This is a genomic window from Micromonospora sp. HK10 (genome assembly GCF_000982955.1).
GTDB lineage: Bacteria > Actinomycetota > Actinomycetes > Mycobacteriales > Micromonosporaceae > Micromonospora.
This window is the reverse complement of the sequence record NZ_KQ058832.1, coordinates 55,512-69,451: the sequence shown is the minus strand read 5'-3', so window position 1 is coordinate 69,451 and position 13,940 is coordinate 55,512. Positions and strand designations below refer to the sequence as shown.

The 13,940-nt window shown below is 68.7% G+C and carries 25 protein-coding genes; all 25 read left to right on the top strand.

Annotated elements, in window-relative coordinates; translation table 11 throughout:
• Window positions 1-12 precede the first annotated feature (12 nt).
• The 25 genes from rplV to LQ51_RS17700 all read left to right on the top strand — a co-directional run bounded on the left by rplV (window position 13) and on the right by LQ51_RS17700 (window position 13,912).
• Window positions 13-486, top strand: a complete 474-nt coding sequence (rplV, locus tag LQ51_RS17820; protein ID WP_046567210.1) for a 50S ribosomal protein L22 — start codon at window positions 13-15, stop codon at window positions 484-486.
• The gene (rpsC, locus tag LQ51_RS17815) at window positions 486-1,373 is read left to right on the top strand and encodes a 30S ribosomal protein S3 (protein ID WP_046567207.1); all 888 of its coding nucleotides are present in this window, start codon (window positions 486-488) and stop codon (window positions 1,371-1,373) included. Before rplV ends, rpsC begins: the two co-directional genes overlap by 1 nt.
• 3 nt (window positions 1,374-1,376) lie before the next feature.
• Window positions 1,377-1,802: a 50S ribosomal protein L16 gene (gene rplP, locus LQ51_RS17810; protein WP_007465292.1), complete on the top strand. Its 426-nt coding sequence runs from the start codon at window positions 1,377-1,379 to the stop codon at window positions 1,800-1,802.
• Window positions 1,802-2,038: a 50S ribosomal protein L29 gene (gene rpmC / locus LQ51_RS17805; RefSeq protein WP_013288628.1), complete on the top strand. Its 237-nt coding sequence runs from the start codon at window positions 1,802-1,804 to the stop codon at window positions 2,036-2,038. The genes rplP and rpmC overlap by 1 nt, the downstream gene beginning before the upstream one ends.
• Window positions 2,035-2,313 (top strand): 30S ribosomal protein S17, encoded by a 279-nt coding sequence (gene rpsQ / locus LQ51_RS17800; protein ID WP_046567205.1) that lies wholly within the window; start codon window positions 2,035-2,037, stop codon window positions 2,311-2,313. The genes rpmC and rpsQ overlap by 4 nt, the downstream gene beginning before the upstream one ends.
• A gap of 100 nt (window positions 2,314-2,413) precedes the next feature.
• Window positions 2,414-2,782, top strand: coding sequence for a 50S ribosomal protein L14 (gene rplN, locus LQ51_RS17795; RefSeq protein ID WP_007465279.1), 369 nt, complete (start codon window positions 2,414-2,416; stop codon window positions 2,780-2,782).
• Window positions 2,779-3,099: a 50S ribosomal protein L24 gene (gene rplX / locus LQ51_RS17790; protein WP_197087816.1), complete on the top strand. Its 321-nt coding sequence runs from the start codon at window positions 2,779-2,781 to the stop codon at window positions 3,097-3,099. The genes rplN and rplX overlap by 4 nt, the downstream gene beginning before the upstream one ends.
• Complete coding sequence (rplE, locus tag LQ51_RS17785) at window positions 3,099-3,668, top strand: 50S ribosomal protein L5 (protein ID WP_046567202.1); 570 nt, start codon at window positions 3,099-3,101, stop codon at window positions 3,666-3,668. The genes rplX and rplE overlap by 1 nt, the downstream gene beginning before the upstream one ends.
• Window position 3,669: 1 nt before the next feature.
• The gene (locus LQ51_RS17780; RefSeq protein WP_007073023.1) at window positions 3,670-3,855 is read left to right on the top strand and encodes a type Z 30S ribosomal protein S14; all 186 of its coding nucleotides are present in this window, start codon (window positions 3,670-3,672) and stop codon (window positions 3,853-3,855) included.
• Between the two features lie 96 nt (window positions 3,856-3,951).
• Window positions 3,952-4,359: a 30S ribosomal protein S8 gene (rpsH, locus tag LQ51_RS17775; RefSeq protein WP_013288624.1), complete on the top strand. Its 408-nt coding sequence runs from the start codon at window positions 3,952-3,954 to the stop codon at window positions 4,357-4,359.
• Window positions 4,360-4,375: 16 nt separating this feature from the next.
• Window positions 4,376-4,918 (top strand): 50S ribosomal protein L6, encoded by a 543-nt coding sequence (gene rplF / locus LQ51_RS17770; RefSeq protein ID WP_046567194.1) that lies wholly within the window; start codon window positions 4,376-4,378, stop codon window positions 4,916-4,918.
• The gene (gene rplR / locus LQ51_RS17765; protein WP_046567193.1) at window positions 4,915-5,304 is read left to right on the top strand and encodes a 50S ribosomal protein L18; all 390 of its coding nucleotides are present in this window, start codon (window positions 4,915-4,917) and stop codon (window positions 5,302-5,304) included. Before rplF ends, rplR begins: the two co-directional genes overlap by 4 nt.
• A gap of 33 nt (window positions 5,305-5,337) precedes the next feature.
• Window positions 5,338-5,952, top strand: a complete 615-nt coding sequence (gene rpsE, locus LQ51_RS17760) for a 30S ribosomal protein S5 (RefSeq protein WP_046567191.1) — start codon at window positions 5,338-5,340, stop codon at window positions 5,950-5,952.
• On the top strand, window positions 5,952-6,134 hold the full coding sequence (rpmD, locus tag LQ51_RS17755) for a 50S ribosomal protein L30 (protein ID WP_013473693.1): 183 nt from the start codon (window positions 5,952-5,954) through the stop codon (window positions 6,132-6,134). The genes rpsE and rpmD overlap by 1 nt, the downstream gene beginning before the upstream one ends.
• On the top strand, window positions 6,134-6,577 hold the full coding sequence (rplO, locus tag LQ51_RS17750; RefSeq protein WP_046567189.1) for a 50S ribosomal protein L15: 444 nt from the start codon (window positions 6,134-6,136) through the stop codon (window positions 6,575-6,577). Before rpmD ends, rplO begins: the two co-directional genes overlap by 1 nt.
• Window positions 6,578-6,810: 233 nt before the next feature.
• Entirely contained in the window at window positions 6,811-8,139 is a 1,329-nt protein-coding gene (gene secY, locus LQ51_RS17745) for a preprotein translocase subunit SecY (RefSeq protein ID WP_046567187.1), read from the top strand.
• Window positions 8,140-8,793, top strand: coding sequence for an adenylate kinase (locus tag LQ51_RS17740; protein WP_046567186.1), 654 nt, complete (start codon window positions 8,140-8,142; stop codon window positions 8,791-8,793).
• Between the two features lie 90 nt (window positions 8,794-8,883).
• The gene (gene map, locus LQ51_RS17735) at window positions 8,884-9,735 is read left to right on the top strand and encodes a type I methionyl aminopeptidase (protein ID WP_046567184.1); all 852 of its coding nucleotides are present in this window, start codon (window positions 8,884-8,886) and stop codon (window positions 9,733-9,735) included.
• Window positions 9,736-9,828: 93 nt separating this feature from the next.
• Entirely contained in the window at window positions 9,829-10,362 is a 534-nt protein-coding gene (locus LQ51_RS17730) for a DUF1707 SHOCT-like domain-containing protein (RefSeq protein WP_046567299.1), read from the top strand.
• 232 nt (window positions 10,363-10,594) lie between these two features.
• A complete protein-coding gene (gene infA, locus LQ51_RS17725; protein WP_007073013.1) occupies window positions 10,595-10,816 on the top strand; it encodes a translation initiation factor IF-1 in 222 nt (73 codons plus the stop codon).
• A gap of 92 nt (window positions 10,817-10,908) precedes the next feature.
• Window positions 10,909-11,022 carry a 50S ribosomal protein L36 gene (rpmJ, locus tag LQ51_RS17720; protein WP_046567181.1) on the top strand — a complete coding sequence of 38 codons (114 nt, stop codon included), beginning with the start codon at window positions 10,909-10,911 and terminating at the stop codon, window positions 11,020-11,022.
• A 257-nt stretch (window positions 11,023-11,279) separates the two neighbouring features.
• A complete protein-coding gene (gene rpsM, locus LQ51_RS17715) occupies window positions 11,280-11,660 on the top strand; it encodes a 30S ribosomal protein S13 (protein ID WP_007073012.1) in 381 nt (126 codons plus the stop codon).
• A gap of 87 nt (window positions 11,661-11,747) precedes the next feature.
• Window positions 11,748-12,155, top strand: a complete 408-nt coding sequence (rpsK, locus tag LQ51_RS17710) for a 30S ribosomal protein S11 (protein ID WP_007073011.1) — start codon at window positions 11,748-11,750, stop codon at window positions 12,153-12,155.
• A gap of 14 nt (window positions 12,156-12,169) precedes the next feature.
• Window positions 12,170-12,796: a 30S ribosomal protein S4 gene (gene rpsD, locus LQ51_RS17705; RefSeq protein WP_046567178.1), complete on the top strand. Its 627-nt coding sequence runs from the start codon at window positions 12,170-12,172 to the stop codon at window positions 12,794-12,796.
• 93 nt (window positions 12,797-12,889) lie between these two features.
• Complete coding sequence (locus tag LQ51_RS17700) at window positions 12,890-13,912, top strand: DNA-directed RNA polymerase subunit alpha (RefSeq protein WP_007073009.1); 1,023 nt, start codon at window positions 12,890-12,892, stop codon at window positions 13,910-13,912.
• The last annotated feature ends 28 nt before the right edge of the window (window positions 13,913-13,940 follow it).

Sequence of the window (13,940 nt, the reverse complement as noted above, 5' to 3'; positions counted from 1 at the left end):
GGGGTTACAGCGATGCCAGGAAAGGGCGACGCTCCGGTGCTTCCGGGCGCGCGGGCGGTTGCGCGGCACGTGCGCATCTCGCCGATGAAGGCGCGCCGGGTGGTCAACCTCGTCCGCGGCCTGCCCGCGAAGGAGGCGCTCACGGTGCTGCAGTTCGCGCCGCAGGCTGCGAGCGAGCAGGTGTACAAGGTGCTCGCGAGCGCGATCGCCAACGCGGAGAACAACGAGCGGCTGGACCCCGACGCGCTGCTCGTCAGCGAGGCGTTCGTCGACGAGGGCCCGACCATGAAGCGGTTCCGGCCGCGGGCGCAGGGCCGGGCGTACCGGATCCGCAAGCGGACCTGCCACATCACCGTGGCGGTCGAGGCGGTGGCGCCGGCCGCGCCGAAGAAGTCGGCCAAGAAGGCCGCGCCGGCGAAGAAGGCCGAGTCGGCCGACCAGGCCGGGACGGCTGAGGGGCAGAGCACGACGGAGGGTGCCGAGTAATGGGTCAGAAGGTTCACCCCACTGGGTTCCGGCTCGGCATCTCGACCGACTGGAAGTCCCGTTGGTTCGCGGACAAGCTCTACAAGGACTACATCGGCGAGGACGTCAAGATCCGCCGGATGATGTCCAAGGGCCTGGAGCGCGCGGGCATTTCCAAGGTCGACATCGAGCGCACCCGGGACCGGGTCCGGGTCGACATCCACACCGCGCGGCCGGGCATCGTCATCGGCCGTAAGGGTGCGGAGGCCGACCGGATCCGGGGCGAGCTGGAGAAGCTCACCGGCAAGCAGGTCCAGCTGAACATCATCGAGGTGAAGAGCCCCGAGTCGGACGCGCAGCTGGTCGCCCAGGGCGTCGCCGAGCAGCTGTCCAGCCGGGTCAGCTTCCGTCGGGCCATGCGCAAGGCGATGCAGTCCGCGATGAAGAACCCGGTCTGCAAGGGCATCCGGGTCCAGGTCTCGGGTCGCCTCGGCGGCGCCGAAATGAGCCGGACCGAGTTCTACCGCGAGGGCCGGGTGCCGCTGCACACGCTGCGGGCCAACATCGAGTACGGCTTCTTCGAGGCCCGTACCACCTTCGGTCGGATCGGCGTGAAGGTCTGGATCTACAAGGGCGACGCCGTCCCGGGCCGCGAGGCCCCGGCCGAGGCCGCCCCGTCGCGCGGCCCGCGCCGCGACCGCGGTGACCGGCCGGAGCGGCCGCGCCGTGGCCGGTCGGGCTCGTCCGGTACGACCGCCGGTGGCACCGAGGCCGGCCGCGCTGCCGCGACCACCATCGCGCAGCAGGCGGAGACGCCGGCCGGTGAGCCGGTCGACAGCGCCGCGGTCGCCGCAGCGGCTTCGGCTCCGGCGGCTACCCAGCCGGCAGAAACGCAGCAGGAGGGCTGACAGATGCTGATGCCGCGCAAGCCCCCGAAGGGCTTCCGCAAGCCGCACCACCCGGACCGCAGTGGCGCGTCCAAGGGTGGTAACCGGGTGGTGTTCGGCGAGTTCGGGATCCAGGCTCTCGAGCCGGCGTACGTGACGAACCGTCAGATCGAGTCGGCGCGTATCGCGATGACCCGGCACATCAAGCGTGGTGGCAAGGTCTGGATCACGATCTTCCCGGACCAGGCCCTCACCAAGAAGCCGGCGGAAACCCGGATGGGTTCCGGTAAGGGCTCGCCCGAGTGGTGGGTCGCGAACGTCAAGCCGGGGCGGGTTCTCTTCGAGATGTCCTTCCCCAACGAGCAGATCGCGCGAGAGGCGATGCGTCGCGCGATCCACAAGCTCCCGATGAAGTGCCGCATTGTTACGCGCGAAGTGGGTGAATCCTGATGGCAGCGGGCGTCAAGCCCTCCGAGCTGCGTGAGCTCTCCGAGGAGGAGCTGGTCACGAAGCTGCGCGAGGCCAAGGCGGAGCTGTTCAACCTCCGCGTGCAGGCCGCGACCGGTCAGCTGGACAACAACCGGCGGCTGCAGGTCATCCGTCGGGAGATCGCCCGGATCTACACGATCATGCGTGAGCGCGAGCTGGGTCTCTCGGCCGCGCCGACTGAGGTGACTGCATCATGAGTGAGAACACCACCGCCGCCGACGCGCGGGCCCGCCGTAAGGTGCGTGAGGGCCTCGTGGTCAGCGACAAGATGGACAAGACCGTCGTGGTCGAGGTCGAGGACCGGGTCAAGCACGCGCTGTACGGCAAGATCATGCGCCGGACCCGCAAGCTGAAGGTCCACGACGAGCCGAACGCTGCCGGCATCGGCGACCGGGTCCTGATCATGGAGACCCGGCCGCTGTCCGCCACCAAGCGTTGGCGGATCGTGGAGATCCTCGAGAAGGCCAAGTAGCGAAGGCTCGAGCTCGGCCGGTTTCGGTCGGGCGCAGGTTCCGCCAGGCTCCGGCCGTCCGCCAGGGCGGCCGGAGAACCGGCAGACATAGGAGATAGACGTGATTCAGCAGGAGTCGCGACTGCGCGTCGCCGACAACACGGGTGCCCGGGAGATCCTGTGCATCCGGGTTCTCGGTGGCTCCGGTCGGCGCTACGCGAGCATCGGCGACGTCATCGTGGCGACCGTCAAGGACGCGATCCCGGGTGCCGGTGTGAAGAAGGGCGACGTCGTCAAGGCCGTCGTCGTTCGCACCGCCAAGGAGAGGCGGCGTCCGGACGGTTCGTACATCCGCTTCGACGAGAACGCTGCCGTCATCATCAAGGACGGTGGGGACCCGCGCGGTACCCGTATCTTCGGCCCGGTGGGTCGGGAGCTGCGGGACAAGCGGTTCATGAAGATCATTTCCCTCGCGCCGGAGGTGTTGTGACCGTGAAGGTCAAGAAGGGCGACACGGTCATCGTCATCGCCGGCAAGGACAAGGGTGCCAAGGGCAAGGTCATCGCGTCCTACCCGCGGCAGGACAAGGTCCTCGTCGAAGGCGTGAACCGGGTCAAGAAGCACACCCGTATCAGCACCACCCAGCGTGGCGCCAAGACCGGTGGCATCGTCACCCAGGAGGCCCCGATCCACGTCTCGAACGTGATGGTCCTGGACTCCGACGGCAAGCCGACCCGGGTCGGTTACCGGATCGACGACAATGGCCAGAAGGTCCGCATCGCGCGTAGCACCGGTAAGGACCTGTGATGACCACGGCTACCGAAACCAAGACCCTGCCGCGCCTCAAGGAGCGGTACCGCAACGAGATCGTGGCGCAGCTGCAGGAGCAGCACAACTACGGCAACCCCATGCAGGTGCCGCGGCTGGTCAAGATCGTCGTCAACATGGGTGTCGGCGAGGCCGCCCGGGACGCCAAGCTCATCGACGGCGCCGTGCGCGACCTGGCCACCATCACCGGCCAGAAGCCGCAGGTGCGGCGGGCGACCAAGTCGATCGCGCAGTTCAAGCTGCGCGAGGGCATGCCGATCGGCGCGAAGGTGACCCTGCGCGGCGACCGGATGTGGGAGTTCCTGGACCGGCTGCTCTCCATCGCGCTGCCGCGTATCCGCGACTTCCGCGGCCTGGACGGGCGCAAGCTCGACGGGCACGGCAACTACACGTTCGGTCTGACCGAGCAGTCGGTGTTCCACGAGATCGACCAGGACAAGATCGATCGCCAGCGGGGCATGGACATCACGGTGGTCACGACCGCCACGACCGACGACGAGGGCCGGGCGCTGCTCAAGCTCCTGGGCTTCCCGTTCAAGGAGAACTGAGATGGCCAAGAAGGCGCTGATCCTCAAGGCGGCCGCGAAGCCGAAGTTCTCGGTTCGCGCGTACACCCGCTGCCAGCGGTGCGGGCGTCCGAAGGCGGTCTACCGCAAGTTCGGTCTCTGCCGGGTGTGCATCCGGGAGATGGCCCACCGCGGTGAGCTGCCCGGCGTGTCCAAGGCTTCCTGGTAATAGCCCGGCGCGCTCCGCGCGTCAGCTGAACTGTCTCTTCGCCGTAGGCCCCGGGCCTGGCCCGGGGAACCCCGGCGAGAAAGGTTGACGAATTTCATGACGATGACCGACCCGATCGCAGACATGCTCACGCGTCTGCGTAACGCCAACCAGGCGTACCACGACCGGGTGACGATGCCCTACTCGAAGATCAAGGCGAACATCGCCGAGGTCCTCAAGGCCGAGGGTTACATCGCCACCTGGTCGGTCGAGGAGCCCGAGGAGGGCGCCGTCGGCAAGCGACTGGTCGTCGAGCTGAAGTACGGCCAGAACCGGGAGCGGAGCCTGGCCGGCATCAAGCGCGTGTCCAAGCCCGGTCTGCGGGTTTACGCCAAGTCGGACGGGCTCCCGCGGGTGCTCGGCGGGCTGGGCGTGGCGATCATTTCGACGTCCCAGGGACTGCTCACCGACCGGCAGGCCCGCAAGCGGAGCGTTGGCGGGGAAGTCCTCGCCTTCGTCTGGTAACGGGAGAACGGTAGAAATGTCGCGAATTGGACGTAAGTCGATCCCGGTGCCCGCCGGCGTCGAGATCACGATCGAGGGCCAGACCGTCAAGGTCAAGGGCCCCAAGGGCGAGCTGAGCCACGTGCTGGCCGAGCCGATCAAGGCGGAGCGGGGCGAGGACGGCGCGGTGCACGTCAACCGGCCCAACGACGAGCGCAAGGCCAAGGAGCTGCACGGCCTGAGCCGGACGCTGGTGGCCAACATGATCGTCGGGGTCACCGAGGGCTACCGCAAGAGCCTGGAGATCGCCGGCACCGGTTACCGCGTGACCGCCAAGGGCAAGGACCTGGAGTTCGCGCTCGGGTTCTCGCACCCGGTGCTCGTGCCCGCCCCGGACGGCATCACCTTCACGGTGGAGAAGCCGACCCTGTTCCACGTGGCCGGCATCGACAAGCAGCAGGTCGGCGAGGTTGCCGCCAACATCCGGAAGATCCGCCCGCCGGAGCCCTACAAGGGCAAGGGCGTCAAGTACCAGGGCGAAGTGATTCGCCGCAAGGCCGGAAAGGCAGGTAAGAAGTGAGCGCCACGCTGCTCAAGCGCCGCCGCGGCGTCGCCGCCAAGCGCGCCGTCGGGCGTGCGCGCCGGCACTTCCGGGTCCGCAAGAACATCAGCGGTACCACCGAGCGTCCCCGCCTGGTCGTCACCCGGTCCCTGCGGCACATCGTCGCCCAGATCGTGGACGACACCAGGGGTCACACCCTGGCGTCGGCCTCGACCATGGACGCCTCGCTGCGCGGCGCCGAGGGCGACAAGAGCGCCCTGGCCGGCAAGGTCGGCGCCCTGCTCGCCGACCGGGCCAAGGCCGCCGGCGTCTCGAAGGTCGTCTTCGACCGCGGTGGCAACCGGTACGCGGGGCGGGTCGCCGCGCTTGCCGACGCCGCCCGCGAAGCCGGGCTCGAGTTCTAGAAACCCCGTCACGAGAGAGAAGGAAGGCTGCTGATGCCAGGTCAACAGCGCCGTGGCGGCGGGTCCGGTGGCAACGAGGGTGGTCGCCGCGACAACCGCCGTGAGGGCGGCCGCGGAAACGCGCCCGTCGAGAAGACCCCGCACCTCGAGCGGGTCGTCGCGATCAACCGCGTCGCCAAGGTCGTGAAGGGTGGTCGTCGCTTCAGCTTCACCGCCCTGGTGATCGTGGGCGACGGCGACGGCACCGTCGGCGTGGGCTACGGAAAGGCCAAGGAGGTGCCCGCGGCGATCGCCAAGGGTGTCGAGGAGGCCAAGAAGCACTTCTTCAAGGTGCCGCGGATCGGCCAGTCGATCCCGCACCCGGTGCAGGGTGAGGACGCGGCCGGTGTGGTGCTGCTCAAGCCGGCCTCGGCCGGTACGGGCGTCATCGCCGGTGGCCCGGTCCGCGCCGTGCTGGAGTGCGCGGGCATCCACGACGTGCTCTCCAAGAGCCTCGGCTCGTCCAACCCGATCAACATCGTGCACGCCACGGTGTCGGCCCTGAAGGCGCTCGAGTCGCCGGAGGCGGTCGCGGCCCGTCGTGGCCTGCCGGTCGAGGACGTCGCGCCGGCCGCCATGCTGGCGTCGCGGGCGGGGGTGGCGTCCTGATGGCGCGCCTGAAGGTCACCCAGGTCCGATCCGAGATCGGGACCAAGAAGAACCAGCGTGACTCGCTGCGTTCGCTCGGTCTCAAGCGGATCAACGACGTGGTGGTCAAGGAGGATCGTCCGGAGATCCGGGGCATGATCTTCACGGTCAACCACCTCGTGAAGGTCGAGGAGGTCGAGTAATGACGATCAAGGTCCACCACCTGCGTCCGGCGCCCGGGGCCAAGACCGAGAAGACCCGCGTGGGTCGCGGTGAGGGCTCGAAGGGCAAGACCGCCGGTCGCGGTACCAAGGGTTCGAAGGCCCGGAAGAACATCTCGCCGGCGTTCGAGGGTGGGCAGATGCCCATCCACATGCGCCTGCCGAAGCTCAAGGGCTTCAAGAACAAGTTCAAGGTCGTGTTCCAGGTGGTCAACCTGGACCGGCTCGCCGAGCTCTTCCCGAACGGCGGCCAGGTCGGCCCGGTCGAGCTGGTCGAGGCCGGCGCGGTCCGCAAGGGCCACCCGGTCAAGGTGCTCGGCACCGGCGACCTCGGCGGTGTGGCGCTCCAGGTGTCGGCGCACGCGTTCAGCGCGTCGGCCAAGGAGAAGATCACTGCCGCCGGTGGTTCGGTCACCGAGCTGTAAGGCATGTCATGGCGCCCGCTCAGTTGTTCCCAACTGGGCGGGCGCCATGGTCTACAGGCCCGGTGTGCGCCGGGTAACATTGGATTCGGTTTATGTAGCCGGGCGCATCTGCCCGGACCGGGATCGGGCTGTTAGAGTCCCTTCCCAGCTATGGATATCGGGCGCTCGCCCGGCACCCACCCCGCCCCGCCAGGGACCACCACCGGCGGCCCGCCTCGCGCAGGAGGAAGAAGTTGCTGTCCGCCTTTCTCAGTGCGTTCCGTACGCCTGACCTGCGCAAGAAGCTGCTGTTCACAGTAGGCATCATCGCGGTCTACCGGCTTGGCGCCACGCTGCCCAGCCCCGGCGTCTCCTACGGCAACGTGCAGAAGTGCCTCGACGCCATCCAGGGGAGCGGCACCGGCGTCCTCGGCCTGCTGGACCTCTTCTCCGGTGGCGCGCTGCTGCAGCTCTCCGTCTTCGCGCTGGGCATCATGCCCTACATCACCGCGTCGATCATCCTGCAGCTGCTGACGGTGGTCATCCCGCGGCTGGAGCAGCTCCGCAAGGAGGGCCAGGCCGGCCAGGCGAAGATCACCCAGTACACCCGGTACCTGACCCTGGGCCTGGGCATCCTCCAGTCCTCGGCGTTCGTGGCGCTGGCCCGCTCCGGGCAGCTCTTCCAGAACCGCTGCGACCAGTTCCCGATCGTGCCCGAGGGCACCGGCATCCCGGACTGGCTGACCCTGACGATCCTGGTTATGACGATGACCGCCGGCACCGGCGTGGTCATGTGGCTGGGCGAGCTGATCACCGACCGCGGCGTCGGCAACGGCATGTCCGTGCTGATCTTCACCTCGATCGCGGCCCGGCTCCCCAGCGAGGGCTGGAAGATCAAGACCACCAAGGGCTGGGGGATGTTCCTCCTCGTCATCGTCCTGGTCCTCGTGGTCATCACCGCGGTCACCTTCATCGAGCAGGCGCAGCGCCGCATCCCGGTGCAGTACGCGAAGCGCATGATCGGCCGGCGGATGTACGGCGGCACCTCCACCTACATCCCGCTCAAGGTGAACCAGGCCGGCGTCATCCCGGTCATCTTCGCCTCGTCGCTGCTCTACCTGCCGACGCTCATCCTTCAGTTCTTCGACCAGAACAACCCGGGCAAGACCCAGGCCTGGATCTCGAACCACATCGTGAAGGCGAGCGCGCCGGAGCACATCGCGATCTACTTCCTGCTGATCATCTTCTTCACGTACTTCTACGTGTCGATCACGTTCAACCCGACCGAGGTCGCGGACAACATGAAGAAGTACGGCGGTTTCGTGCCGGGCATCCGCCCCGGCAAGCCGACCGCCGAGTACCTCGACTTCATCCTCAGCCGGATCACCCTGCCGGGCGCGCTCTACCTGGGCATCGTCGCGATCCTGCCGAACTTCTTCTTCATCTGGCTCGACAACCAGCAGTTCCAGAACTTCCCGTTCGGCGGCACCGCTGTGCTCATCATGGTCGGCGTCGGTCTGGAGACCGTCAAGCAGATCGAAAGCCAACTCATGCAGCGGAACTACGAAGGGTTCCTGCGGTAGATGCGACTCGTTCTGGTTGGCCCGCCGGGCGCGGGCAAGGGCACACAGGCGGAGTTCATCGCCGCCCACCTCTCGGTGCCGAAGATCTCGACCGGTGACATCTTCCGGGCCAACGTCTCCCAGGGCACGCCCCTGGGAGTCGAGGCGAAGCGGTACATGGACGCCGGCAAGCTGGTCCCGGACGAGGTCACCATCAACATGGTGCGGGACCGGCTCGCCGAGCCGGACGCCAGCGAGGGCTTCCTCCTCGACGGCTTCCCGCGGACCACGCCGCAGGCGGCCGCGCTGGACAAGCTCCTCGCCGACCTGGGCACCGCGCTGGATCTGGTGCTGGAGCTGGTCGTCGACGACGACGAGGTGATCCGGCGGCTCTCCGGCCGGCGTACCTGCCGGGGCTGCGGCAAGATCTGGCACGTCGAGTTCGACGCCACGAAGCAGGACGGCGTCTGCGACCGCTGCGGTGCGGAGCTGTTCCAGCGGGACGACGACAAGCCGGAGACCATCGCGGCCCGGCTGCGCGAGTACGCCGAGAAGACCGCGCCGCTGGTGGACTACTACGGCGCCCAGGGCAAGCTGGTCGGCATCGACGCGACCGGGCCGGTGGAGGACGTCACGGTCCGCGCCATCGACGCACTGCGCTCGTACGGCGGCTGACGTCCGGCCGGCGGTCCGGCGGATAGAGTGCGAACAGCGGGGTACGCGCGACGTGCCCCGCTGTTCCGTGTGACGAAAGGTAACGGCTCCATGCGTCGTCCCCAGCTGGACATCCAGCTGAAGACCCCCGAGCAGATCGAGCTGATGCGGGCCGCCGGTCTGGTGGTCGCCCGCGCGCTGCGCCGGATGCGGGAGGCGGTCGCCCCCGGGGTGAGCACCGCCGACCTGGACGCGATCGCCGAGTCGACCATCCGGGAGGCCGGCGCCGTCCCCTCGTTCAAGGGCTACCACGGCTTTCCGGCGTCGATCTGCTCGTCCGTCAACGAGCAGGTGGTGCACGCGATCCCGTCGTCGGCACAGGTGCTCCGCGAGGGGGACCTGATCTCGATCGACTGCGGCGCGGTGCTGAACGGCTGGCACGGCGACGCGGCGATCACGGTCGGCGTCGGCGAGGTCGACCCGGCCCTGCTGAAGATGGCCGCGGTGGCTGAGGACGCGATGTGGGCCGGCATCGCCGCCGCCGCCCGGGGCGCCGCGAGCGGCAGGGGCCGGCTCACCGACATCTCCCACGCGGTGGAGAACGCGGTTCGCAAGGGTGGCCGGTACGGCATCGTCGACGGCTACGGCGGGCACGGCATCGGCACCGAGATGCACCAGGATCCGCACGTGCTCAACCACGGTCGTCCGGGCAAGGGTCCCCGGTTGGTGCCCGGCCTGGCGCTGGCCATCGAACCGATGATCACGATGGGCTCGCCGCGTACCGCTGAGCTGGCCGACGGCTGGACGGTGGTGACCCGGGACGGGTCGATGGCTGCGCACGTCGAGCACTCGATGGCGTTGCTGGCCGACGGCGTCTGGGTGCTGACCGCCGAGGACGGCGGCCGGGCCCGCCTGGGTGACCTGGTCACCTCCCGCGAGCCGGCCGACTCACCGGCGGTCTGACCGGAACGGCTGCCGACCGTCCCGGTGCCCGGTCCAGGCTGGGCGCGGTGGCGGCCGGATGCGATGCTTGCTCCCATGGAGGAGCGCAACCGGATGCGGGCGGCCGACGCGGACCGGGAGGCCACCGCGGAGCAACTCCGGGCGGCGTTGAACGAGGGCCGGCTCGACCTGCACGAGTACGACGAGCGGCTGCGCCGGGCGTACGGGTCGAAGACCTACGGCGAGCTGGACGAGCTGCTGACCGACCTGCCCGGCGTCGGCCCGGCCGGGGGCAGCCTGCCGGCCCCCCGCGCGGCCGCGGAGAGCGCCGTGGCGCCGCCCGCTCCCGCCCCCGTGCCGGTGGCCGGGGACGCGGCCCGCAGCGCCTGGCTGCTGGGGATCTGGGGGCCCTGGTTGAAGGTGGCCCTGATCCTCACCGCGATCTGGTTCGTGTCCGAGCTCGGTTCGGGTGAGTTCGACGACTACTGGCCGCTCTGGGTGCTCGGCCCGTGGGGCGCCGTGGTGGTCTACCAGACGGTGCAGGGGGTGGCCACCGGGGCGCCGGCGCGGGAGGCCGAGCGCCGGCGGCGTCGGCGGGTCGAGCGGGAGGCGCGGCGGCGGGCCAAGCGGGAGCTGCCTGACGCGTGACCAGCGTCATATCCGAGCTGTCCGGGTGACCGGCACGCCGGCCGGTTTGGCGAGGGCGTGCGGGGCGGCGTACACTTTCTGATCGGCGCACAGCGTCCACTCCGCCATGCCCACCCAGCGCTTCGGTGGGAGTCGGAGCCGCGGCTGGCGCGGGTGTCCTGATCTTGGTCAGTGCATCCGTGTAAGACGTTGTGGGCCGTCCGGAGTAACCGACGTCAGGACAGCGGAGGACATGCCGAAAAAAGACGGAGCCATCGAGATCGAGGGTCGGGTCATCGAGCCCCTGCCGAACGCCATGTTCCGGGTGGAGCTCGCGAACGGTCACAAGGTGCTGGCTCACATCAGCGGCAAGATGCGGCAGCACTACATCCGCATCCTGCCGGAGGACCGGGTCGTCGTCGAACTCTCGCCGTACGACCTGACCCGCGGGCGCATCGTCTACCGCTACAAGTAAGCCTGACGGCGGCCGGGACGTCCCCGTGTCCGTCTTCGACGTCCGGGTCGCGCGTTGGCGCGGTCCCGGGCCAGATGGGAAGTAAGGCAACCGTGAAGGTCAAGCCGAGCGTCAAGAGGATCTGCAACAAGTGCCAGGTGATCCGCCGGCACGGCCGGGTCATCGTCATCTGCAGCGACCCGCGCCACAAGCAGCGCCAGGGCTGAACCAGTCCTACCGGCCGTGACGGCCGGTCGGATCGGTCCCGGTCGCAGATCCCCGGAACACATCATCAGCTCGTCCCAGCCGCGAGCGGTACGCAGCGCGTACTCCCTCGTGGTTGACCCCCGGTCGGAGGCCGGGGCCCGCTCGGGCAGCGACCGCTCCCGGTCGCCGGCGTGACGCCGGAAGGACAGGGACGGTCGGTAGCGGGGTGGGACGGGTCCACACCTCCGCCACAACATCACGAGGAGTACGCCCGCACATGGCACGTCTAGTCGGCGTGGATCTCCCCCGCGAGAAGCGGATGGAGATCGCGCTCACCTACATCTTCGGGGTCGGTCGCACCCGTGCCCTGGAGACGCTCGCCGCCACCGGCATCTCGCCGGACAAGCGCGCTCGGGACCTCACGGACGAGGAGCTCGTGCAGCTCCGCGACCACATCGAGGCCAACTACAAGGTTGAAGGTGACCTGCGCCGCGAGGTCGCCGCTGACATCCGCCGCAAGGTCGAGATCGGCTGCTACGCCGGTATCCGCCACCGCCGTGGTCTCCCGGTGCGTGGCCAGCGGACGCGGACCAACGCCCGCACCCGCAAGGGCCCGAAGCGGACCGTCGCCGGCAAGAAGAAGCCCGGCAAGAAGTAGTTCTTAACCGGATGACGGGTCGGCCACCGCCGAGGTGGGCGAAGGCCGCAACCCGGTCCGGAAAGTCAACTAGGAGCGCACAGACTTATGCCACCGAAGGCTCGTGCCGGAGCCGCCGTCAAGAAGGTCCGGCGCAAGGAACGCAAGAACGTCGCCCACGGGCAGGCGCACATCAAGAGCACCTTCAACAACACCATCGTGTCCATCACGGACCCGACCGGTGCGGTCATCTCCTGGGCCTCCGCTGGCCAGGTGGGCTTCAAGGGCTCCCGCAAGTCGACTCCGTTCGCCGCGCAGCTGGCCGCCGAGGCCGCCGCGCGTCGGGCCATGGAGCACGGCATGCGCAAGGTCGACGTGTTCGTCAAGGGTCCCGGCTCCGGCCGGGAAACCGCCATCCGTTCGCTGCAGGCCGTGGGCCTCGAGGTCGGGCAGATCTCCGACGTCACCCCGCAGCCGCACAACGGATGCCGTCCGCCGAAGCGTCGCCGGGTCTGAGAGGTTAGAGAGAGATGGCTCGTTACACCGGTGCTGACTGCCGCCGTTGCCGGCGGGAGAAGATGAAGCTGTTCCTCAAGGGCAGCAAGTGCGATGGCCCGAAGTGCCCGTTCGAGTCCCGGCCGTTCCCGCCCGGGCAGCACGGCCGCGGCCGCACGAAGGAGACGGAGTACCTGCTCCAGCTCCGTGAGAAGCAGAAGGCTCGCCGGGTCTACGGCGTGCTGGAGAAGCAGTTCCGCGGTTACTACGAGGAGGCCGTGGCCAAGCAGGCCAAGACCGGTGAGGTCCTCCTGCAGATCCTCGAGTCGCGGCTGGACAACGTGGTCTACCGGGCCGGCTACGCCAAGTCCCGGGACATGGCCCGTCAGCTGGTCAAGCACGGTCACTTCACGGTGAACGGCAAGAAGGTCGACATCCCGTCGTACCGCGTCAAGGAGCACGACATCGTCGAGGTCCGGGGCAAGAGCAAGGAGCTCACCCCGTTCATCGTCGCGCAGGCCGAGGCCGGCTCCAAGACCGTTCCTGCGTGGCTCGAGGCCATCCCCAGCCAGATGAAGATCCTCGTGCACTCGCTCCCGGCCCGCCAGGTGATCGACACCCAGGTCCAGGAGCAGCTGATCGTCGAGCTCTACTCCAAGTAAGGGCTCGTTGCGGTGGCCCGCCCTCCGGGGCGGGCCACCGGAACAGTTTCGTCGGGCGTCATATGGCGGGCGCCCCGGAAGAGAAGAGAAAAAATGCTCATCAGCCAGCGACCGTCTCTCTCCGAAGAGTCGATCAACGAGACCCGGTCCCGGTTCACCATCGAGCCGCTGGAGCCGGGCTTCGGCTACACCCTGGGCAACTCGCTGCGGCGTACGCTGCTGTCGTCCATCCCGGGTGCGGCCGTCACCTCGATCAAGATCGACGGTGTGCTGCACGAGTTCACCACCATCCCCGGGGTCAAGGAGGACGTGGTCGAGCTCGTCATGAACATCAAGGAGCTCTGCGTCAGCTCCGAGCACGACGAGCCGGTCAGCATGTACCTGCGCAAGCAGGGCCCGGGCGACGTGACCGCCGGTGACATCCAGCCCCCGGCCGGTGTCTCGGTGCACAACCCGGACCTGAAGCTCGCCACCCTCAACGGCAAGGGCCGGCTCGACATGGAGCTGACCGTCGAGCGGGGCCGTGGCTACGTCACGGCGGCGCAGAACAAGCAGGCGGGCGCCGAGATCGGCCGGATCCCGGTCGACTCGATCTACTCGCCGGTGCTCAAGGTCACCTACCGCGTCGAGGCGACCCGTGTCGAGCAGCGGACCGACTTCGACCGGCTGATCATCGACGTCGAGACCAAGCCGTCGATGGGCCCGCGTACCGCGCTGGCCTCCGCCGGCTCGACGCTGGTGGAGCTGTTCGGGCTGGCCCGCGAGCTGGACGAGACCGCCGAGGGCATCGACATCGGGCCGTCCCCGCAGGACGCCCAGCTGGCGGCGGACCTGGCCCTGCCGATCGAGGAGCTGGACCTGACCGTCCGCTCCTACAACTGCCTCAAGCGCGAGGGCATCAACTCCGTTGGTGAGCTGATCGGGCGTACCGAGGCCGACCTCCTCGACATCCGCAACTTCGGCCAGAAGTCGATCGACGAGGTCAAGATGAAGCTCGCCGGGATGGGCCTGGGGCTGAAGGACTCGGCTCCGAACTTCGACCCGGCGCACGTCGTGGACGCCTTCGGCGAGGCCGACTACGACACCGACGACTACCGCGAGACCGAGCAGCTCTAGTCCGCGCTGCCGCCACACCTGAGGAGCA